The organism is Nevskia soli DSM 19509 (genome assembly GCF_000711955.1).
In the GTDB taxonomy this organism is placed as follows: Bacteria; Pseudomonadota; Gammaproteobacteria; order Nevskiales; family Nevskiaceae; genus Nevskia; species Nevskia soli.
Genome location: NZ_JONR01000001.1, coordinates 222,324 through 240,710, shown reverse-complemented (window position 1 = coordinate 240,710; position 18,387 = coordinate 222,324). Strand labels below are relative to the sequence as shown.

The window sequence follows — 18,387 nt, the reverse complement described above, 5'->3', positions numbered from 1 at the left end:
CCGTCCAAGCTCCCGGCCATCCATGACCGGGCACTGTGGGCATCCTGCCCAAGAAGCCGGCCATCCTGGCCGGACTGCTCAAATAAGCTAAAAACTCAATAACCCGTGTATTCCAGATGCAAGCCCGGCTCATCCACCGCCAGCGGCACGCAGCGGAAACCCGCCGCGACGATGTCACGCTCCAGCGCGGCCAGGCGGTCCGGATCCAGCGAAAAGGCCACGCCGAAATCGCCGCCGCCGGCGCCGCAGGGCTTGTAGCTGACGCCCGCCTGGGCTGCCAGTTGCCCCAGTTGGACATGCTCGGACGAAAAGATATCCAGGCCGCAGGCGCTGCCGAAGGCGCGCAAGGCCGCGGAATAGGCGGTCGCCGCTTCGACGAAGCCCCTGCCCTGCTCGTGCATCATGGCGTCGGAGGCCGATTTGGCAATGGCGGTGAGCATGCCCATATGGCTTGCATACTCCGCGCCATGACCGGTGCGCCACTGCGCCAGCCGGCTGAGGAAATCCGAGGTGCTGGCGGAGCGGCCTGACCAGACGAAGAGGGAATGAACCTCTTTGGGCCAGTTCACCGGCTCGAAGCGCGGCTGGGTGCCGCCTTCGAGCAGGCGGTAGGAAATGACGCCGCCGATGAGGCCGGCGGCGACGTCGACGCCGCTGCCGTGACCGCCCTGGAAGTCGCGGTGGAGCTGCAGCAGGTGCTCCAGCCAAACGCGGCGGTTGGCGGTGGCGGCGCCGCGGCCGACGAAGACGGCCATGGCGGAGGCCAGCGCCACCGTCAGCGCGGCGCTCGAGCCGAGGCCGAGCTTGGCCAGGCCGTCGCGGCCCTGGTCGAAGAATTCGGAGGTATCCAGGTGCAGGCTGAAGCCGCGGCCGGACTCCGGCGCCAGGCCTTCGTGGGCCAGGCCGCGCAGGGTCTGGTCGACCAGGCGCAGCTTTGCGGTCTGTTCAGGGGTGCCGAGCCATTCCGGCTGGCCGCCGGCGCCGATGCGCAGCGGCACGTTGGAGACCTGCATGTCCGGGGCGCTGACCTCGGCAACGCCGCCAGCCTTGGCGGCGATGCGCACCTTGGCGTGGCGGTTGACCGCCATGACCAGGGCCGGGGCGCCTTCGAGTACCGCGTAGTCGCCGAGCAGGACCAGCTTGCCGGGGGTACTGGCCAATACTTCCATCATGCCGTGTACTCCGCTTCGGTAAGGTTGCGGGCGCCGGCGCCGAGGCCGGTTTCGACCACGTCGAGCACACCCGGAATATCGCGCAGGGCGGCCTTGACCTGTTCCACGGCCTGCGGCTCGCATATGGCCTTGACCTGCGGGCCGGCGTCGACGGTGAAGAACACCGGCACGCCCTGCCCGCGCAGCGCGCGCACGCGGCGCATGCATTCGACCGAGGCGCCGTTCCAGTAGAGCAGGCCGGGCTGGGCCGCGAGGGCCAGGGCGTGCATCTTCAGGCAGCTGTATTCGGAGATGGCGGCCAGCGCGGCGAAGTCGCGCGCCAGGATGGCGGCGCGGGCGGTGGCGAGGTCGGCTTCCTGGGTTTCGATCCAGGCGGACTGGAAGGGCGAGGTCTGGGCGGTGCGGCGCATGCCCTCGCTGGAACCGACTTCCTTGGCGGCGGTGGAGGTGATGGCCACCGCCACGCGCAGCGGCCAGGCATCGGCTTCGAGCAGGGGGCTGGCGACCGAGTCGGTGCCGTCGGCCAGTTTGCCGTGGGCCCATTCGACGTAGCCGCCGAAGACCGAGCGCGCAGCCGAGCCGGAGCAGCGGCGGGCCAGCACGGATTTCTCGGCGTCGGAGAGGTTCAGGCGCAGGGCGCTGTCGCCGGCGTGGATCAGGGCGGCGAAGCCGGAGGCGGAGGAAGCCAGGCCGGCGGCGGTGGGGAAATTGTTGCGGCTGTCGACGGCGGCGCGCCAGTTGACGCCCGCGCGCTGGCGCAGCAGGTCAAGGCAGGCGCTGACGCGCTTGGCTTCAGCGGCGTCGCTGCGGCCGTTGAGGCTGACGCGGTCCTGCTCCAGTCCCGGCTCGAAGGCGACGCGGGTGCGCGTCCACAGGGCGTCGAGGGTGATGGAGATGGAGCCGACCACCGGCAGGTTCAGCGCGGCATCGCGCTTGCCCCAGTATTTGATCAGGGCGATGTTGGGTTGGGCCTGCGCCATGGCGCAATGCTCACCGAGAACCACGGCGCGGGGTTCGGAATTCATTGAATTTGGGGGAACAAGGGCGTTATCCGGGCGACAGGGGGCGGCAATTCAAGCACTTGCACGGGCTTTGCCAAGTTTTTGCGCCGCCCGGCGCTCCATCGCTTGGGGAAATCATGATTCCTTCATTTTAGCAAAGGCGGGGGGGGCCGTGCACGGCTATAGGGCGCGGGAGCCTTAATTGGGGGAAAACGGGCTGGTACCGCCGCCGCGGCAAGCCGCGTTGCGGGGGACTTCAGGGCGGGATTTTGCGGGTACGGCTCCAGATGCTGGTGCCGCCGATCAGGCTGATGCCGAAATAACCACGCAACTTGAGGTGGTCGGCATCGATGATCCACATCTGGCAACTGAACGTATGGCCGTTGTCGGCGTCATACACCCGCCCACCATTCCACTCCTGATTCTCGGGGTCGTAATGCAGATCCCACAGCAAGCGCAGGCCATCGAGCGTACGCGAGCGCTGCGCCGGGTCGGAATTGTGGCGGTCGACCACCGGTTTGCCATCCAGCTCGGGGCCGTCTTCCGGGCCGTAGGTGTCATGAAGTTGCCAGACAATGTGGCCATCGTAGCTGTCGCCGTTGCGCGCGATGCGGATCACCGCGTCCCCGCTCGCCACCAGCCAGTCGCCGACGATGGCGTCGGCCGGGTCGGCCCAGGCCAGGGCGGGGATCAGCAGCAGCATCGCGAAGCAGGCAAAAAGCGCCCGCCGGCACCGCCGCATTATTCGGAACATGCCATGACAATCAAAAGCTTACACCATGCTTTCAAATGGGGCGCGACGCCTGGAAAATTGTCACAATAGTCTCAGGCGGCGCATCAACTTAACTATTGTAAAGTTTACGCTGGACCCTAAGTCCAATTCCATGATCCAACACCTTCCAATCCTGATTGGGACTTGTTTGGCCGCAGCAGCAGCGGGTTACGCCTGCTTTGCCATTTATGCGGTGTTGAACGGGGTGCGCCGCGCCAGCGATGCGGCGCTGGAAGGATTGCGTGCCTCGGTCTGTCCCGGCACCGGCCCGCGGCCGGTCAGCGTGCTCAAGCCGCTGTGCGGCAATGAACCCGGCCTGTACGAGAACCTGCGCAGTTTCTGCGTGCAGTCCCACCCGGTGTTCCAGTTGCTGTTCGGCGTGCGCGATGCCGCGGATGACGCCATCGCGGTGGTGCGGCGCCTGCAGGCGGAGTTTCCGGCGGTGGACATCCAGCTGGTGATCGAGCCGCAGGTCTACGGCAGCAATCTCAAGGTGAGCAATCTGCTCAATATGCTGCCGCAGGCCCGCCATGACTGGCTGGTGCTGGCGGACAGCGATATCGGCGTGAGCAGCGACTACCTGAGCCGCGTCACGGCGCCGCTGGCGGACCCGGGCGTGGGGGTGGTGACCTGCCTGTATCGCGGCGTGCCGCGCACGGGCTTGTGGTCGCGCTTCGGCGCGCTGTTCATCGACGACTGGTTCGCGCCCTCGGTGCAGGTATCGCACGCGCTGGGCTCGACGCGCTTTTCGTTCGGTTCGACCATCGCTCTGCGGCGCGATGCGCTGGAAGCGGCGGGCGGCTTCGAGGCGCTGAACGACGTGCTGGCGGACGATTTCTGGCTGGGCGAATTCACCCGGCTGCAGGGGCTGCGCACGGTGCTGTCCAACGTGGTGGTCACCACCGATGTGACCGACGACAGCTTCGCCACGCTGTGGGCGCATGAGCTGCGCTGGCTGCGCACCATCCGCGCCGCGGCGCCGACCGGCTTCGCCCTGACCTTCGTCACCTTCACCTTCCCGGTGCTGGCGGGGGGCCTGGCGCTGGCGCAGACCGGCCTGTGCCTGGCGCTGGCCGGAATCGGGGCCACGGCGCGGCTGGTGCTGCACTACCTGCAGCGCCAGTGGCGGCTGGAACCCGCGCCCGCCTATGAGGTCTTGTTGTTGCCGCTGCGCGATACCCTGCTGTTCGGAGGCTGGGTGGCGTCCCATACCGGCTCGCGGGTACGCTGGCGCAACCAGGTTCTCGATGCCACCATCGAGCGCGCCGCGCCGATGGCGCCGCGGGCCCCGGGCCAGGCCCCGGCTTCTTCACCGAATTCCCTTCCCGATCCGGACTCTGTGCGATGACTTCCATCATGAAAACCTTGTTCCTTCAGGCGCCCTCCTTTGACGGCTTCGACGGCGGCGCCGGCAGCCGCTACCAGGCCAAGCGCGAGATCAAGTCTTTCTGGTACCCGACCTGGCTGGCGCAGCCGGCGGCGATGGTGCCGGGCAGCCGGGTGCTGGATGCGCCGGCGGACGAGATCGACGTGGAAGCGGCGCTGAAGATCGCCGCGGAGTACGACCTGGTGATCATGCACACCAGCACGCCGTCCTTCCCCACCGACGCGAAGTTCGGCGAGCTGCTGAAGCAGCGCAAGCCGGGGATCAAGATCGGCCTGGTCGGCGCCAAGGTGGCGGTGGACCCGACCGGCTCGCTCAAGGCCAGCGCGGCGATCGACTTCGTCGCGCGCGAGGAATTCGACTACACCTGCAAGGAAGTGGCGGAAGGCCGGCCCTACAGCGAGATCGCGGGGCTCAGCTACAAGCTCGAAGACGGCACGGTGAAGCACAACACGCCGCGCGCCACCATCGAGAACATGGATGAGTTGCCCTTCGTGGCGCCGGTGTACAAGCGCGACCTGAAGATCGAGAACTATTTCATCGGTTACCTGAAGCACCCTTACGTCAGCTTCTATACCGGACGCGGCTGCCGCTCGAAGTGCACCTTCTGCCTGTGGCCGCAGACGGTGGGCGGGCATCGCTACCGGGTGCGCTCGGCGCAGAACGTGATCGCGGAAGTGAAGTGGATCAAGGAGAACATGCCCGAGGTGCGGGAGATCATGTTCGACGACGACACCTTCACCGACAGCTCGAACATGGAGCGGGTGCACGAAATCGCGATCGGCCTGGGCAAGCTGGGCATGACCTGGTCCTGCAACGCCAAGGCCAATGTGCCGTACGAGTCGCTGAAGATCATGAAGGACAACGGCCTGCGCCTGCTGCTGGTGGGCTACGAGTCCGGCGACGACCAGATCCTGCACAACATCAAGAAGGGCCTGCGCACGGACATCGCGCGGCGCTTCACCGAGGACTGCCGCAAGCTGGGCATCCTGATCCACGGCACCTTCATCCTCGGCCTGCCGGGCGAGACGAAGGAGACGATCGAGAAGACCATCGAGTTCGCCAAGTCGATCAATCCGCACACCATCCAGGTCTCGCTGGCGGCACCCTACCCCGGCACCACCCTGTACAAGCAGGCGGTGGACAACGGCTGGCTGCAGGAGAACGACGCGGTCAACCTGGTCAACAGCAAGGGCGTGCAGCTCGCCGCGATCAGCTATCCGCACCTGTCCAAGGAAGAAATCTTCCACAGCATGGAAGTGTTCTACAAGCGCTTCTATTTCCGCCCCAGCAAGATCTGGGAGATCGTGCGGGAGATGCTGGCGAGCTGGGAGATGATGAAGCGCCGGCTGCGCGAAGGCGTGGAGTTCTTCCGCTTCCTGCGCGCGCACGAGGCGTGAGGAACTATTCCTCTCCCTGTGGGTGAGGGGCACAAGTCGGTCGAGTGAAGTACTTTGTTGACCCCGTGCCCCTCCCCCCTGCCCCTCTCCCGAAGGGAGAGGGGATTACATTTATGGCGATGTCGCATACCAGTAGACGCGGACTGATTGTCACGGCCGACGATTTCGGCCTGCATGCCGCCGTGAACGAGGCGGTGGAGTTGGCGCATCGCAAAGGCGTGCTGACTGCCGCCAGCCTGATGGTGGGGGCGCCCGCCGTTGCCGATGCGGTGGCGCGCGCCCGGCGCCTGCCGGGCCTGCGTGTGGGACTGCACCTGGTGCTGGCGGATGGCGCCGCGGTGCTGCCGCGGGCGCAAATCCCAGCGCTGGTCGATGATGATGGCCGGTTCGGCGACAACATGGCGCTGGACGGCGTGCGCTTCTTCTTCCTGCCGGCGGTGCGGCGGCAACTGGAAGCGGAGATCCGGGCGCAGTTCGAAGCGTATGCCGCGACGGGCCTCACGCTCGATCATGTCAACGCGCACAAGCATTTCCACCTGCATCCGACGGTGCTGTCGCTGATCCTGCGCATCGGCCGCGAATACGGGCTGCGCGCGGTGCGCCTGCCGGCAGAAGCCGGGGCGCCGCTGCCGCTGCGGCCCTGGCTGCGTCTGCTGGCGCGACGGCTCGATCGCGCCGGCATCGCCCATAACGATCAGGTGATCGGCATCGCGCGCAGCGGCCGGATGGACGAGAATGCGCTGCTCGAAGCACTCCAACACCTCCCCATGGGCATCACCGAAATCTACCTGCACCCCGCAACCCTCTCCGGCAGCGGCATCGCCGCCTCGATGCCGGACTACCGTCATGCCGATGAACTGGCGGCGCTGCTGTCGCCGCGGGTGCGCGCCGCGGTGGAGGGGCTGGGTGTGCCGAGGGGCGGTTTCGCCGATCTGTGCGGCCGCGACGCATGAAGGTCGCCAGCTACATCGCAGGCCTGATCGGCCTGGCCATCCTCACGGTGCTGGTGCTGCACCACGGCCTGCACGACGTGATGCAACTGCTCTCCGAGGCTGGCTGGTCGCTGCTGTGGCTGGTGCCGTTCCATGCGCTGCCGCTGCTGCTCGACGCGCAGGGCTGGCGGGTGCTGCTGGCGCCGCGCGATCCGCAGTCGCGCGCGGCCCTTCCCTTCCTGTTCTGGGTGGCGACGATACGCGAAGCGGTCAACCGGCTGCTGCCGACGGCCAATGTCGGCGGCGAGATCGTCGGCATCCGCCTGACCAAGTGGCGCGTGCCGAATGGCGCGGCGGTGACCGCCAGCATCATCGTCGAGGTGGTGCTGACCCTGATCAACCAGTACGTTTTCACCGCGCTGGGCATCGTGCTGCTGGTGGCGGCGACGCAGGCCACCGAGCAGACCTGGACCATCCTGGCCGGCTTGGCGCTAAGCCTGCCGCTGCCGATCATACTGGTAGCGCTGCTGCGCTACGGCAAGGTATTCGAGCGGATGGAGAAGTTCGTCGAGGGCATGCTCGGCGGCGGCATGGCCGCGCTGCTAGACGGCTCCAGCCTCGACGCGGAGATCCGCGCGCTGTACGCGCGCCACGGGCGCCTGCTGGTGGCGATGCTGTGGCAGCTGTCCGGCTACGTGCTGGGCGCGTTCGAAACCTGGCTGGCGCTGCGCCTGCTGGGCCATCCGGTGAGCGCCTGTGCGGCGATCGCGGTGGAAGCGACCACCCAGGCGGTGCGCCACATTGTCTTCATCGTGCCCGCCGGCCTCGGCATCCAGGAAGCCGGGCTGGTGCTGTTCGGCCAGATCGTGGGCATCGACAGCAATGTGGCGCTGTCGCTGTCGCTGGCCAAGCGCATGCGCGAGGTGTTGTTCGGCGTGCCGGCCCTGCTCAGCTGGCAGGTGCTGGAAGCGCGGCGCCTGCGCAATTCGCTGGTGCAGCCCGAGACGCGCACCGACGCCTGACGGAATTTTTCATCGCCTGGTCCGACCAGAACTGGAGCCGCCGATGTCCGATGCCTTCACCATCGCCGATGCCGACCATGCCATGCGCAACTGGTCCGGGCCCGATCCGGGCCGGATCGAGATCGGCTCGGAGGCGCACAAGCGGCTGTTCTGCCGCATGCTGCTGGAGACGCACAACCCCTACAAGCCGGCGGTGATCGACTGGCCGCAGCTTTCCCCCGAGGCGCTGCACCGGGTGACCTCGCTGCCGATCTGGGACATCGCGGTGCAGACCGAGGGGCGCGCCTCGATCCGCGTGCAGACCTTCGCCGAAACGGTGCGCGATCCGCTGCTGCGCGAGGCGCTGGACATGGACGGCGGCGAGGAAGCGCGGCACAAGGTAGTGCTGAGCAAGCTGGTGGAAGCCTACGGCATCAAGCTGGCGCCGGAGCCTGAGTACCTCAGGCCGAAGGACCCCGAGTGGGCCTGGATGGTCACCGGCTACAGCGAGTGCATCGACAGCTTCTTCGCCTTCGGCCTGTTCGAGGTGGCGAAGCGCTCCGGCTACTTCCCCCCTGAACTGGTGGAGACCTTCGAGCCGGTGATGCAGGAGGAAGGCCGCCACATCCTGTTCTTCGTCAACTGGGCTGCCTGGTACCGCAAGAATCTGCCGTGGTGGCGCCGCCCGGCATTCTTCTTCAAGACGCTGGCGGTGTGGGCATTCCTCATATGGGAGCGCATCGGCATCGCACGCGGCATCGATGCCGGCGGCGAAGCGCAGGATGCGAACTTCACCCTGACCGGCAGCGGCGCGGTGGGCATCGAACTGAAGCCGCGCGAACTGATGGAGTTGTGCCTGGCCGAGAACGACCGGCGCATGGCGGGATATGACCCGCGGCTGCTGCGGCCGATGACGGTACCGCGACTCGCCCGCCTGGCGCGCAAGCTGCTGCCGAAGGGCTAGGAGCCTGTAACGGGATCCAAGAAAGGCAGCGGGCCCGCGGATCGCTACCCCGGGTCGCCCACCGCGCTGTGCTGGCCGGAATGTCCGAACAGTTCACTGAACAAGGAGCGGCATCATGGCCAAGGTTGCAGATCAATTCGCGGAAACACTGGCTGCCGCGGGCGTCAAACGCATCTACGGCATCGTCGACGACAGCCTGAGCCGACCGGCTTCCTCGACTGCGGCACCGGTTTCAACCGAATTTCGCCGCGACGGCAGAAGCGGCAGGCATCAAGGGCATCCGCCTGGAAGACGTGGCCGACGTGGAGCCCGGGATCAAGGCGGCGCTGGCGCACGACGGGCCGGTGCTGGTCGACGCGGTGGTGAACCGGCAGGGGCTCGCCGTTCCGCCCAAGATCAGCAGCGAGATGGCCACCTGCTTCACGCTCTACATGCTCAAGGCGGTGATGAGCGGCCGGGGCGATGAAGTGCTCGACCTGGCACGGACTAATCTCTGGCGGGACGGGAGACTCTCCTTCGACTGGGGCCGGGTAGCGGCTGTTGGCGCGTGCGCCAGACGGGCGCATCTTCGCGCCACCGGCACGCTTCAATAGCCAGACGGCAAACCCGGTTACGGCCCCGAGGAATCCATGGGTCGCCCTGAGCGCCATGCCCGCCGGGCTTCAGTGATGGCTCAGTCGGGGTGCCCGTACCTCGCCTGAGCCGGCGCAAAGGGGGGTGCCGGGTGCAAGGTCCCGGTGCGAACCAGGCCACAGCGCCGTTCATCGACGGAAGCTAAACTGATCGCAAATCGGGGAATTTTGCGACCACTTGGGGAAGGGGGAAGTCGTGATGCGAACTTTTTTTGCCGCACTCGGCAGTATTTTGCTGTTCGGCTGTTCCGCCACTGGCTCGATACCGGTAGTTACCACCCAGGCGGCGCTCGATGTGACCGAAGGCAGCGATGCCAAGCCGTTGCTTCTGAGCCGGGTGGTGATAAAGCTGCATCGCGGCGACGATGTCGGCAAGCAGATGGGTGGATTGTTCTGCAAAACCCGCGGCCGCCTGATCTGGCGCGCGGGACGCGCCGACATAGGCAACGAGGAACTGGCCCAGACTTTCCAGGAAGTCCTGAAACAATCCAACTATCCGGTAGTGGGGGACCCGGATGCGCTGTTCGACGATGCCGGCGCATCCCAGGCGGAACTCAAGGTCGCCGGCCAGATCGATAAACTGGAGATCGACGCCTGTTATCCCGACGATAATTCGCAGAACTACGAATACGCCAAAGGCGGCGCCTACATCCACGTCAACTGGCAAATCTACGACGTCCTGACACGCAAGGTCGTCTATGAAGTCTCCACCGAAGGCGCATACAAAAACGATTCCACCAGCACGTACGGCATCCCGACCTTCATCACCGGGGCCTTCGATGTTGCCGTGCGCAACCTGGTGGCCAACCAGGGGTTTCATGACCTGGTGATGCGCAAGCGGAATGCCCAGTCCACATCAACCGAACTTCCGCCGATCCAGCTGCGCGCCGCCACCACACCGCCCACAGGCGTCAGCGATGCCCGGGCCGGGACGGTTACTGTCATCACTTCCACCGGGCACGGCAGCGGTTTCATCATCAGCCCGGACGGCTACGTGCTGACCAACCAGCACGTGGTGGAGCAGGCACATGTGGTCAAGGTCCGCCTCGCCTCGGGACGGGATGTGATCGGGGAAGTGCTGAGGACCGACGCCGCGCGCGACGTCGCCCTGATCCGTCTGGCGGAATCCAATCTTCCCGCGCTGAATCTGCGGCTTGCCACCGCGCCCGAAGTGGCCGACGAGGTGTTCGCCATTGGCACGCCGCTGGATTTGGCGCTGGATACCACGGTTACACGGGGCATTGTCAGCGCCTATCGCAACGATGGAGGATTCAAATTCATTCAATGCGATGTGGCTGTCACGCACGGCAATTCCGGCGGGCCGCTGCTGGACAAATCCGGTGCCGTGGTGGGTTTGACCGAGAAGGGACTGCATCCGGATCAGACGGGCAGCTTGAACCTGTTCATCCCCATCGACGATGCCATAAGGCATCTGAAAATCAGGTTCAGCCCGGAAACGGCAAGCTCCAGCCATATGCAGTAAGCTTTGATTTGCCCCCCCTTGATTCCCTGGCACGGACCAATCTCTGGCGCTGGGGAAGCAGCGATAAGCTGCCGCGGTCGTCAATGCGTCCGCGGCTGCAACGATCCAGCATGAACAGCCGCGAGCGGCCTACTTCGCCCGCTTTGGCTTCGCCTTGCCGCCGGAGGTGTTGAGGGTGATCGCGGCGCGGATGAGTGTCTTGAACGCGCCCGCGTCGACTTCCTCTCCCTCGTGGATGTCGATCGCGCGCCGGGTGTTCCCATCCAGGCTCGAGTTGAAGAGCTTGGACGGATCCTTCAGCGACGCGCCCTTGGCGAAGGTCAGCTTCACGATCGCCTTGTAGGATTCGCCGGTGCAGATGATCCCGTCGTGCGACCACACGGGCGTGCCCATCCACTTCCACTCCTCCACGACCTCCGGGTCTTCTTCCTGGATGAGCTTGCGCATCCGGCTCAAGGTCTCGCCGCGCCAGTCGCCGAGATCGGCGATTCTCCTGTCGATCAGCACGGAGGCCGGCTGGCCCGTGGTGGAGTCCGCTTTCTTCGCCGGCTTCTTCATGTCCTCATCCCCGGCTGGGAATCCGCGCGGGATTCAGCGCGTCCGCCGCGCCACCGGACGGCATAGGGCAGCACGAACATGTACAGGCCGCTGAAGAGCAGCAAGGCGAGCGGGGGCAGCGGCGAGTAGGTCACCCAGTCCGGCGGCGTGCCCTGTGCCCGGATGGCGAAGTTGGCGGCAACGGTCGCCGTGAAGACGATGGACAGCCAGCGGTGGGTCTGCCGATTCCATTTGTTCCAGTTCAAGGCGAGCTCCTCCGAAGACGGGACCTGGCGGTTCCCTCGATTCACGATTTCTTGGCGGTCCCGGGCGCCCCGCCGGGCGTATCGGTACCGAACTGCTTCCCATACTCGGCTTTCAGGCGCGGCCAGCCGAATTTCATCGCTTCGCCACCGACGATACGCCCGATGGGTTCATCGGCAAGAAGCCGATCGAACACGTCGAGGCAGATGTGCCAGCCGGCCGCACCCATCGAGATGAAGTCGCGGCCGATGCTGTGCCAGAGCGTGAGGCGCGTGCCCTCGCCGAACGACTCGAGTTGCCAGCGCATGTCGTTGTCGCCCCAGCGGTACTCGAGCAGGCTGGGCGCTTCGGCGCGCGTCACCTGCGTTTCCGAGATCAGCGGCGTCGGCGTTCCGACCGTGGAAAGCCTGACGGGGCCGACGGAAGCGAGGCTGCGATCGGCCTCGAACGGCGCCCACTCGCGCAGATTGGCCGGTTCAGTCAGCGCTTGCCAGACTTTCTCCGGCGGATGGCGCAGCTCGCGGACAAGAACGAGCGTCCACTTCTCCCCATCGTTGCGGGCTTCGGCGCCGAAAGCAGGGCCCGGCAGGTATTGATCACGGTTGCTCATCATTTCCTCCCCTTGCGGCGTGGCGCGGGATTCATCTGGTCGAGGTGGCGTTCCAGGGCATCGACGTGAGCCGACCAGTAGCGGCGGAATGGCGCGAGCCAGGCGTCGATCTCCATCAGCGGTTCCGGCTTGATCCGGTACAGGCGCCGCTGCGCGTCGATGCGCGACTCCACGAATCCGGCCTCCCGCAGCACCCGCAGGTGCTTCGAGACCGAGGGCTGCGAGAGATTCAATTCCTCCTCGAGATCTCCCACGGAGCGCTCGGACGTTGCGAGCAGGCTCAGGATGGCGCGGCGGCTTGGCTCGGCAATGATGGCGAAGGTTGATTCCATATCAGTTATATAACCATACGAGTATATTCAAGTCAAACGAGCACCGACGAGCCAGGCTCGAAGGCCGCCGCGGAGCGATTGTTCCGCGATAAGATGCGCCGGAATCAGCAGCCAGGGCGCTGCCCCACCCTCGTGCCATCCATGATCCGTTCATCCCACCTCCCATGAACATCGCACTGACGGACTTCGCCATCGGCCGCCTGTTTCCCAGGCAGAAGCGCGGCAATACGATCCAGGATTGCTCGGCGGAGGAATTCGAGCGCTACCTGAACGAGCACGCGCCGCTGAAGGTGCTCGACGGCTACGCCGAATTCTGCAAGCTCCATGTCCACGCCAACTGGACGTCCACGCGTTGCCTGACGATCCCCATCACGCCGGATAACCGGCATTTGCTGCGTTCCGGCTACGAGTCGCGCAGCCCCGCGGAACTGCCGGTCCTCGTGCGCTGGTTCGAAGGGGTGCAAGCGCCCGTCGCCGGTTACCTGATCCCGATCCTGTACAGCCGCGAGCAGCTGCACAAGGAAGGCGGGAAGATCCAGGCGGACTGGGGTGTCGTCGGCTGCCTCTATACGCTGGAGCCTGAAGAGATTCCGATGGCGCCGATCACGATGATGCGCAACGCACTCGGCGTTACGGAAGGCGGCTCGGGCGTTGCGCTGGATCGCGCGGCCTACCAGCGCAGCGTGGAATTCTGGGAACGCAACGCCAACTGGCGCGATCCCTCGCCGGGGCCGAAGCCTTGAGCAAGGAATCGGCGGGGCTGTGCCCCTGCGGTAGCGGCGATGTGCTCGATGCCTGCTGCGCGCGCTGGCATCGCACGATGGAAGCACCGACCGCCGAGGCACTGATGCGCTCCCGCTACAGCGCTTACGTGTTGCACAACGAGCCCTACCTGCTGGCCACTTGGCACGCCAGCACGCGGCCAGCCTCGGTCGGTCTCGAAGCGGGGACGAAGTGGCTGGGCCTGACCGTGAAGAGCGCGCGTGACACGGGCCCTGACCGGGCGGAGGTGGAGTTCGTGGCGCGCTACCGCATCGGCGGCGGCTCGGCGGTGCGGATCCAGGAGCGCAGCCGCTTCGTGCGTGAAGAGGGGCGGTGGTTGTACGTGGATGGAGATCAGCGGGCGTAGGGTCGATAAGGACCGAAGGCCGTGCCTCCGCCGATCGGCAACCAGTGGACGCGTTGCGCTTCGCCTGGAGGCGCATGCTTTGGCACCCACCCTATTCCTGCCAAGACGAAGCTCAGCCCAGCTTTTCGAGCAATGCCGCCAGCTGCGCCTGCTCGGCGGCACTGAGCCGCGCCAGGCGCAGGCCCAAGGCCTCGGTCAGCAGCGCCTGGCCCTGCGTCAACACCTTGCGGCCCGCCGGGGTCACGCTGAGGCGGTGGCGGCGCAGGTCGCCGGGGTCGATGGCGCGGCGGACAAAGCCGATCGCCTCGAGCCGCTTCAGGTAGACCGTCACCGTCGGCTTGGGCATACAAAGCGTGTCCGCCAGCGCCGCCGGATTGGGGTGCTCGTCGATCGCCGCCAGCATGAACAGTTCCTTCGTCTCCATGCCCATGGCCTCCAGCTGCGGCGCCACGCCGACGATGATGGTGTTGAGCAGGCGGTAATGCAGGGACCACAGTTTCGCCGCGTCGATTTTGGCCATGGGACTTGCGCTGATCCGGTTGATCGGTAAATAATGTTTAAAAATAAACTATATTTGTTTTTGAACAATCACCCATTTTAAAGGATTTCGTCATGTCCCTGAACCATTACGTCACCCTCGGCCGCTCCGGCCTCCGCGTCAGCCCGTTCTGCCTGGGCGCGATGACCTTCGGCGAAGACCTCGGCTGGGGCTCCAGCGTCGAGGAGTCGCAGCAGATCATCGACCGTTACATCGAGCTGGGCGGCAACTTCATCGATACCGCGAACTTCTACACCGCGAGCCATTCCGAGAAAATCATCGGCGACCACATCGGCCGCCACCCGGCGCGCCGCGACCGCCTGGTCCTCGCCACCAAGTTCAGCGGCAGCCTCTACCCCGGCGACCCCAACGGCGGCGGCTCCGGCCGCAAGTCCATCGTCGCCGCCTGTGAAAACTCGCTACGCCGCCTGCAGACCGACTACATCGATCTCTACTGGCTGCACAACTGGGATGTGCACACGCCGATGGAAGAGACCATGGCGGCCCTTGAAGACCTGGTGCGCGCCGGCAAGGTGCGCTACCTGGGCGTGTCCGACACGCCGGCATGGAAGATCGTCGAGGCCAATATGCTCGCGCGCTTCCGCGGCTGGTCGGCCTTCATCGGCCTGCAGATCGAGTACTCGCTGCTGGAGCGCTCGGTGGAGCAGGAGCTGGTGCCGATGGCGCTGGAATTCGGACTGGGCATCACGCCCTGGTCACCGCTAAAAAGCGGGGTGCTCAGCGGCAAGTACACCCGCCGCAACGCCGGCCAGGTCGAGAACGGCCGCGCCTTTGCCGGCACCTTCCTCAACGAGAAGGCCTATGCCGTGGTCGACGAGCTGGAAGCTATCGCCAAGGCCCACGACAGCACGCCGGCCCGCGTGGCGCTGGCCTGGGTGCAGGGACGCCCGGGCGTGACTTCGACGATCATCGGCGCGCGCCGCATGGCGCAGCTCGAAGACAACGTGAAGGCACTGGAACTGGTGCTGAGCGCGGAGCAGCGCTCACGCCTCGATTCCCTGACCCAGCCGGTATTCGGCTTCCCGCAGAACATGCAGCCCATGTTCCCGTCGATCCATCACGGCGGCACCATGGTGAACGGGGTCTTTGCACCGCCCTCGCCTTTCGTTATCGAGCAGGGGCGCCAGCCGTACTGAGGCTAGTCACAGTCCGCCCCGGCATTCCGGGGCGGGCTTGGTGGTGAAGGGAGCCGGAATCCTGAGCTTCCATTCTTTGGCTGCACATGAAGAAGGCCGCGAGTGTGTTAAGCCCCTACGCTTGCTGGCGCACCGCATTGGAGTGCGTTGTTAGAAATCGCCGAGCAGATACTGAAAATAGGCATGTAAAACCGCCCCTTCGTCTGGCCGCACGTGAACAACCTCGCCGTCACCAAGAAACCGCCCCGGCCTCTTTGCCAGAAGGGCCCGGCGCCGATGCTCATCAAGTGTTGCAGTGATGGTAAACGTGTAGGTGGTAGAACGCGACAACGCCAGCAGTTCATTCACGAAATGCTCAGTTTGAGTGGCAGAAAAGTCTTGCAACGAGACAAGGGCTGTGAGCGTTGCCGGATCGACAAACACGGCAGGTCGCCCGGTGAGGTCACGAATGATGTTCGCCAGCGCTGCAGCAACATCAGCATCGCGAGCGTCACCATGGACCTCGTCAGCAGATATCTGCAACTCACTCACAGTGCGATCCAGTACTCATTGAATCGAATGAGAAATATTTTTGGTTCGGTCCAATCCAACAAGCCATACCGCAACCTTTGAAATTTCACCGACTGTAAATATTATGCCGGATCAATTTGCGGTCTTCGTTTCATCCGCCGCGATCGCATGCGCTCGATCCCACACCTGCCCTGCCAGGATCACGCCGGAGGTGCTGAACGGCAGCCCCCCGCTCTTCAGCGCATCCGCGGTCCAGGTGTTGCAGGTGTAGAGGCCGTAGTAGGTGTGGGTCGAGGGGTAGTAGATGTTGCCGGGGTAGATGCCGGGCAGGTATGGCGGAACTTCGCCTTGCTCGTTCTGCTGGAGTGAATCCCAGACGAAGCGGCTGATGGCGTCGATCTGTTCCTGGGTTACCGGCAGGGCCACGAGGTGGTCGCGGCCGTAGACGTCCATCGGCGGGTTTTCCAGGGCGGTGACGAGCAGCAGGCCGGCGCCGGGGAATGGGGCCAGGAGGGCGTGGGCGAGGTTCTTGTGGGTGGCGAGGACGTACTGGCGGTCGCCGAAGCCGAAGGTGAGGTAATGCACGTCCGGAAATTCGACGGCCAGGGTGCGCAAGGGGTTGCGCAGTTGCGCCACCGGCAGGACGAGGTCGGTGTGGCGGCCGCGGCGCAGGACGTAGACATAGATATCGGCATCGGCGTGCTGCACCTGGGACGCGGGCGCACGCGTGGTTTCCAGCGGGACGGCGCTGCATGCGGCGAGGCACAGGCTGAGCAGGGCCAGTGCGAAGACAACGGGGGAATGCGGGTGCCGCATGGGAAATGCGCCGGCCCGCTCAGCCCAGGTAGCCGTTGTCGCGGTACCAGTGCACGGCGTCTTCCAGGGCCTGGCGCGCGGGGCGCTGGGTGTAGCCGAGTTCGCGCCTGGCCTTCTCGCTGGAGAAGAACATGAGCTTCTTCGACATGCGCACTTCCTCCACCGTGGCCACGGGCGGAATGCCGGTGAGGCGGGCGAAGGTTTCCGAGATGTAGGCGATGGGCAGCACCACGCCATGCGGCAGGCGCACCTTGGGCGGCTTGCGGCCGACGATGTCGGCGATCATGGCGAGGATTTCGCGCAGGCTCATGTCGGTGCCGCCGAGGACGTAGCGCTGGCCGATGACGCCCTTCTGGTATGCGAGCCAGTGGCCTTCGGCGACGTCTTCGACGTGGGCGAGGTTGAGGCCGGTATCGACGTAGGCCGGCATCTTGCCGGCGGCGGCGTCACGCACGACGCGGCCAGTGGGGGTGGGCTTGAGGTCGCGCGGGCCGATGGGGGTGGACGGGTTGACGATGACCACGGGCAGGCCGTCTCGCGCCATCTCGCGCACCACTTCCTCGGCGAGGAACTTGGAGCGCTTGTAGTGGCCGATCATGTCGTCGACGGTGACAGGCGTATCCTCGTTGCCGGGGGTGCCGTCCTTGGGGATGCCGAGCACGGCGACGCTGCTGGTGTAGACGATGCGCTTCACACCGGCCTTTCTGGCCGCCTGCATCAGGGCGCGGGTGCCTTCGACATTGGCCTGGTACAGCTCTTCGGGCTTGGGCGCCCACAGGCGGTAGTCGGCGGCGACGTGGAACAGGGCGTCGCAATCGGCGCAGGCGCGTTCAAGCGACGCGGCGTCGGTAAGGTTGCCCTCGGCGACTTCGACTTCGATGCCGGCGAGGTTGCGGCGGTCCGAGCCCGGGCGCGCCAGCACGCGCACGATGAAGCCTTCGGCGAGCAGGCGCCGCGCCACGGCGGAGCCGACGAAACCGGTGGCGCCGGTGACCAGGGCGCGGGGCTTTGCGGTGGATGCGGATGCGTTCATCGGATGCTCAATGGTCAAAGGCCAGGCCGATGCCTGCGGCTTGCGTGGCACGACGCAGGGCGGCACTGGCGCGGTTCATGGTAGCGGCGAGATGTGGCAGTCGCGGGATCAGGGTGGGATGGAGCAACAAAGCGGCGGCCATGTTCAACGCCTGCGCCCTGCCCCAGGAATCGATGGCGCCGGCCAGCGGGACCGGAATGCTGTCCTGGGCGCTGTCGGCGATGGCGCGCAGGGCCAGGAACGGCAGGCCGAGGGCGCGCGCCACGTCGGCCACCGCGGCGCTTTCCATGTCCACGGCCGCGGCCTTGTAGTCGCGGCGGGCGTCGGCCTTGGATTGCGGGGTAAGCAGGGGCGCGCTGACGGTAAGCAACGCTTCATCGCGCAGGACGAGATTGCCCAGGCCGGCACCGAGGCGGCGACGCCAGCCGGCGTCGGTGGCGTAGCGCTCGCCGTTCTGGTCCAGCACTTCGCGGGGACAGAGCAGCGCGCCGGAAGCCAGCTCGGGGTCGAGCGCGCCGGCGACGCCGTACATGGCCAGCGCTTCCACGCCGGCCTCGGCCAGGGCCTGCGCGGCGGCGGCGGCCGCGGCCATGCCCATGCCGCAGATGTGGACGCGCACGCCCTCCAGGTTCTCGACCACGCCGAGGCGCAGCTTGCGCGGGGTCAGCGCCCGCGCTTCCGCTTCGAGGGCGATGACGATGCCGACGGTTTTCACCGGCC

21 protein-coding genes and 1 pseudogene are annotated in these 18,387 nt (G+C 65.9%); 10 read left to right on the top strand and 12 right to left on the bottom strand.

The window, feature by feature from the left end; translation table 11 throughout:
- Positions 1-95: 95 nt before the first annotated feature.
- The 3 genes from BP26_RS0101090 to BP26_RS0101080 form a co-directional block, all read right to left on the bottom strand.
- Positions 96-1,172 carry a mevalonate kinase family protein gene (locus tag BP26_RS0101090; RefSeq protein WP_029918733.1) on the bottom strand — a complete coding sequence of 359 codons (1,077 nt, stop codon included), beginning with the start codon at positions 1,170-1,172 and terminating at the stop codon, positions 96-98.
- Positions 1,169-2,197 carry a diphosphomevalonate decarboxylase gene (gene mvaD / locus BP26_RS0101085; RefSeq protein WP_051747973.1) on the bottom strand — a complete coding sequence of 343 codons (1,029 nt, stop codon included), beginning with the start codon at positions 2,195-2,197 and terminating at the stop codon, positions 1,169-1,171. The genes BP26_RS0101090 and mvaD overlap by 4 nt, the downstream gene beginning before the upstream one ends.
- Positions 2,198-2,429: 232 nt before the next feature.
- Positions 2,430-2,876, bottom strand: a complete 447-nt coding sequence (locus tag BP26_RS0101080) for a DUF2147 domain-containing protein (protein ID WP_029918731.1) — start codon at positions 2,874-2,876, stop codon at positions 2,430-2,432.
- A 181-nt stretch (positions 2,877-3,057) separates the two neighbouring features.
- On the opposite strand from BP26_RS0101080, the gene hpnI reads away from it, so the two are divergent.
- The 7 genes and pseudogenes from hpnI to BP26_RS27215 all read left to right on the top strand — a co-directional run bounded on the left by hpnI (position 3,058) and on the right by BP26_RS27215 (position 10,741).
- Complete coding sequence (hpnI, locus tag BP26_RS0101075) at positions 3,058-4,293, top strand: bacteriohopanetetrol glucosamine biosynthesis glycosyltransferase HpnI (protein ID WP_084182674.1); 1,236 nt, start codon at positions 3,058-3,060, stop codon at positions 4,291-4,293.
- 8 nt (positions 4,294-4,301) lie between these two features.
- Positions 4,302-5,729, top strand: a complete 1,428-nt coding sequence (gene hpnJ, locus BP26_RS0101070) for a hopanoid biosynthesis associated radical SAM protein HpnJ (protein WP_029918729.1) — start codon at positions 4,302-4,304, stop codon at positions 5,727-5,729.
- A gap of 113 nt (positions 5,730-5,842) precedes the next feature.
- Positions 5,843-6,682 carry a hopanoid biosynthesis-associated protein HpnK gene (gene hpnK, locus BP26_RS0101065; protein WP_211254788.1) on the top strand — a complete coding sequence of 280 codons (840 nt, stop codon included), beginning with the start codon at positions 5,843-5,845 and terminating at the stop codon, positions 6,680-6,682.
- Positions 6,679-7,683 (top strand): lysylphosphatidylglycerol synthase domain-containing protein, encoded by a 1,005-nt coding sequence (locus tag BP26_RS0101060; RefSeq protein WP_029918727.1) that lies wholly within the window; start codon positions 6,679-6,681, stop codon positions 7,681-7,683. The genes hpnK and BP26_RS0101060 overlap by 4 nt, the downstream gene beginning before the upstream one ends.
- A gap of 43 nt (positions 7,684-7,726) precedes the next feature.
- A complete protein-coding gene (locus BP26_RS0101055; protein ID WP_029918726.1) occupies positions 7,727-8,626 on the top strand; it encodes a hypothetical protein in 900 nt (299 codons plus the stop codon).
- Positions 8,627-8,833: 207 nt separating this feature from the next.
- Positions 8,834-9,126, top strand: a pseudogene (locus BP26_RS0101050) (thiamine pyrophosphate-dependent enzyme); the annotation flags it as partial.
- Between the two features lie 331 nt (positions 9,127-9,457).
- Positions 9,458-10,741, top strand: coding sequence for a S1C family serine protease (locus BP26_RS27215; RefSeq protein ID WP_084182673.1), 1,284 nt, complete (start codon positions 9,458-9,460; stop codon positions 10,739-10,741).
- A 129-nt stretch (positions 10,742-10,870) separates the two neighbouring features.
- On the opposite strand, the gene BP26_RS0101040 is transcribed toward BP26_RS27215, so the two are convergent.
- Genes BP26_RS0101040 through BP26_RS0101025 form a run of 4 tightly spaced genes read right to left on the bottom strand, consistent with a single transcriptional unit; the run spans position 10,871 to position 12,484 of the window.
- Positions 10,871-11,299, bottom strand: coding sequence for a DUF1801 domain-containing protein (locus BP26_RS0101040; RefSeq protein ID WP_029918723.1), 429 nt, complete (start codon positions 11,297-11,299; stop codon positions 10,871-10,873).
- Positions 11,296-11,544, bottom strand: a complete 249-nt coding sequence (locus BP26_RS0101035) for a hypothetical protein (RefSeq protein WP_029918722.1) — start codon at positions 11,542-11,544, stop codon at positions 11,296-11,298. Before BP26_RS0101035 ends, BP26_RS0101040 begins: the two co-directional genes overlap by 4 nt.
- A 41-nt stretch (positions 11,545-11,585) precedes the next feature.
- On the bottom strand, positions 11,586-12,152 hold the full coding sequence (locus BP26_RS0101030) for an SRPBCC family protein (protein ID WP_036515768.1): 567 nt from the start codon (positions 12,150-12,152) through the stop codon (positions 11,586-11,588).
- Positions 12,152-12,484, bottom strand: a complete 333-nt coding sequence (locus BP26_RS0101025; RefSeq protein WP_029918720.1) for an ArsR/SmtB family transcription factor — start codon at positions 12,482-12,484, stop codon at positions 12,152-12,154. Before BP26_RS0101025 ends, BP26_RS0101030 begins: the two co-directional genes overlap by 1 nt.
- 164 nt (positions 12,485-12,648) lie before the next feature.
- Here BP26_RS0101025 and BP26_RS0101020 point away from each other — a divergent pair, with 164 nt between their 5' ends.
- Together BP26_RS0101020 and BP26_RS0101015 are read left to right on the top strand one after the other, a co-directional pair.
- On the top strand, positions 12,649-13,227 hold the full coding sequence (locus tag BP26_RS0101020; protein WP_029918719.1) for a DUF3228 family protein: 579 nt from the start codon (positions 12,649-12,651) through the stop codon (positions 13,225-13,227).
- Entirely contained in the window at positions 13,224-13,613 is a 390-nt protein-coding gene (locus BP26_RS0101015) for a YchJ family protein (protein WP_029918718.1), read from the top strand. Before BP26_RS0101020 ends, BP26_RS0101015 begins: the two co-directional genes overlap by 4 nt.
- 112 nt (positions 13,614-13,725) lie before the next feature.
- Here the strand turns inward: BP26_RS0101015 and BP26_RS0101010 are convergent, their stop codons facing one another.
- Positions 13,726-14,133, bottom strand: a complete 408-nt coding sequence (locus tag BP26_RS0101010; protein ID WP_029918717.1) for a MarR family winged helix-turn-helix transcriptional regulator — start codon at positions 14,131-14,133, stop codon at positions 13,726-13,728.
- Positions 14,134-14,225: 92 nt separating this feature from the next.
- Here BP26_RS0101010 and BP26_RS0101005 point away from each other — a divergent pair, with 92 nt between their 5' ends.
- The gene (locus BP26_RS0101005) at positions 14,226-15,308 is read left to right on the top strand and encodes an aldo/keto reductase (protein ID WP_029918716.1); all 1,083 of its coding nucleotides are present in this window, start codon (positions 14,226-14,228) and stop codon (positions 15,306-15,308) included.
- A gap of 150 nt (positions 15,309-15,458) precedes the next feature.
- On the opposite strand, the gene BP26_RS0101000 is transcribed toward BP26_RS0101005, so the two are convergent.
- From BP26_RS0101000 to BP26_RS0100985, 4 genes are all read right to left on the bottom strand, one after another.
- On the bottom strand, positions 15,459-15,839 hold the full coding sequence (locus BP26_RS0101000; protein WP_157572293.1) for a hypothetical protein: 381 nt from the start codon (positions 15,837-15,839) through the stop codon (positions 15,459-15,461).
- A 111-nt stretch (positions 15,840-15,950) separates the two neighbouring features.
- Positions 15,951-16,634 (bottom strand): DUF2459 domain-containing protein, encoded by a 684-nt coding sequence (locus BP26_RS0100995; RefSeq protein ID WP_029918714.1) that lies wholly within the window; start codon positions 16,632-16,634, stop codon positions 15,951-15,953.
- 19 nt (positions 16,635-16,653) lie between these two features.
- On the bottom strand, positions 16,654-17,667 hold the full coding sequence (hpnA, locus tag BP26_RS0100990) for a hopanoid-associated sugar epimerase (protein WP_029918713.1): 1,014 nt from the start codon (positions 17,665-17,667) through the stop codon (positions 16,654-16,656).
- Between the two features lie 7 nt (positions 17,668-17,674).
- Complete coding sequence (locus BP26_RS0100985) at positions 17,675-18,382, bottom strand: phosphorylase family protein (RefSeq protein ID WP_036515763.1); 708 nt, start codon at positions 18,380-18,382, stop codon at positions 17,675-17,677.
- Positions 18,383-18,387: the final 5 nt, after the last annotated feature.

What these genes read in the sequence shown, in the direction of transcription:
- BP26_RS0101090 (WP_029918733.1), bottom strand. Translation starts at nt 1,172, where the DNA reads ATGATGGAAGTATTGGCCAGTACCCCCGGCAAGCTGGTCCTGCTCGGC.
- mvaD (WP_051747973.1), bottom strand. Translation starts at nt 2,197, where the DNA reads ATGAATTCCGAACCCCGCGCCGTGGTTCTCGGTGAGCATTGCGCCATG.
- BP26_RS0101080 (WP_029918731.1), bottom strand. Translation starts at nt 2,876, where the DNA reads ATGCTGCTGCTGATCCCCGCCCTGGCCTGGGCCGACCCGGCCGACGCC.
- hpnI (WP_084182674.1), top strand. Translation starts at nt 3,058, where the DNA reads ATGATCCAACACCTTCCAATCCTGATTGGGACTTGTTTGGCCGCAGCA.
- hpnJ (WP_029918729.1), top strand. Translation starts at nt 4,302, where the DNA reads ATGAAAACCTTGTTCCTTCAGGCGCCCTCCTTTGACGGCTTCGACGGC.
- hpnK (WP_211254788.1), top strand. Translation starts at nt 5,843, where the DNA reads ATGGCGATGTCGCATACCAGTAGACGCGGACTGATTGTCACGGCCGAC.
- BP26_RS0101060 (WP_029918727.1), top strand. Translation starts at nt 6,679, where the DNA reads ATGAAGGTCGCCAGCTACATCGCAGGCCTGATCGGCCTGGCCATCCTC.
- BP26_RS0101055 (WP_029918726.1), top strand. Translation starts at nt 7,727, where the DNA reads ATGTCCGATGCCTTCACCATCGCCGATGCCGACCATGCCATGCGCAAC.
- BP26_RS27215 (WP_084182673.1), top strand. Translation starts at nt 9,458, where the DNA reads ATGCGAACTTTTTTTGCCGCACTCGGCAGTATTTTGCTGTTCGGCTGT.
- BP26_RS0101040 (WP_029918723.1), bottom strand. Translation starts at nt 11,299, where the DNA reads ATGAAGAAGCCGGCGAAGAAAGCGGACTCCACCACGGGCCAGCCGGCC.
- BP26_RS0101030 (WP_036515768.1), bottom strand. Translation starts at nt 12,152, where the DNA reads ATGAGCAACCGTGATCAATACCTGCCGGGCCCTGCTTTCGGCGCCGAA.
- BP26_RS0101025 (WP_029918720.1), bottom strand. Translation starts at nt 12,484, where the DNA reads ATGGAATCAACCTTCGCCATCATTGCCGAGCCAAGCCGCCGCGCCATC.
- BP26_RS0101020 (WP_029918719.1), top strand. Translation starts at nt 12,649, where the DNA reads ATGAACATCGCACTGACGGACTTCGCCATCGGCCGCCTGTTTCCCAGG.
- BP26_RS0101010 (WP_029918717.1), bottom strand. Translation starts at nt 14,133, where the DNA reads ATGGCCAAAATCGACGCGGCGAAACTGTGGTCCCTGCATTACCGCCTG.
- BP26_RS0101005 (WP_029918716.1), top strand. Translation starts at nt 14,226, where the DNA reads ATGTCCCTGAACCATTACGTCACCCTCGGCCGCTCCGGCCTCCGCGTC.
- BP26_RS0100995 (WP_029918714.1), bottom strand. Translation starts at nt 16,634, where the DNA reads ATGCGGCACCCGCATTCCCCCGTTGTCTTCGCACTGGCCCTGCTCAGC.
- hpnA (WP_029918713.1), bottom strand. Translation starts at nt 17,667, where the DNA reads ATGAACGCATCCGCATCCACCGCAAAGCCCCGCGCCCTGGTCACCGGC.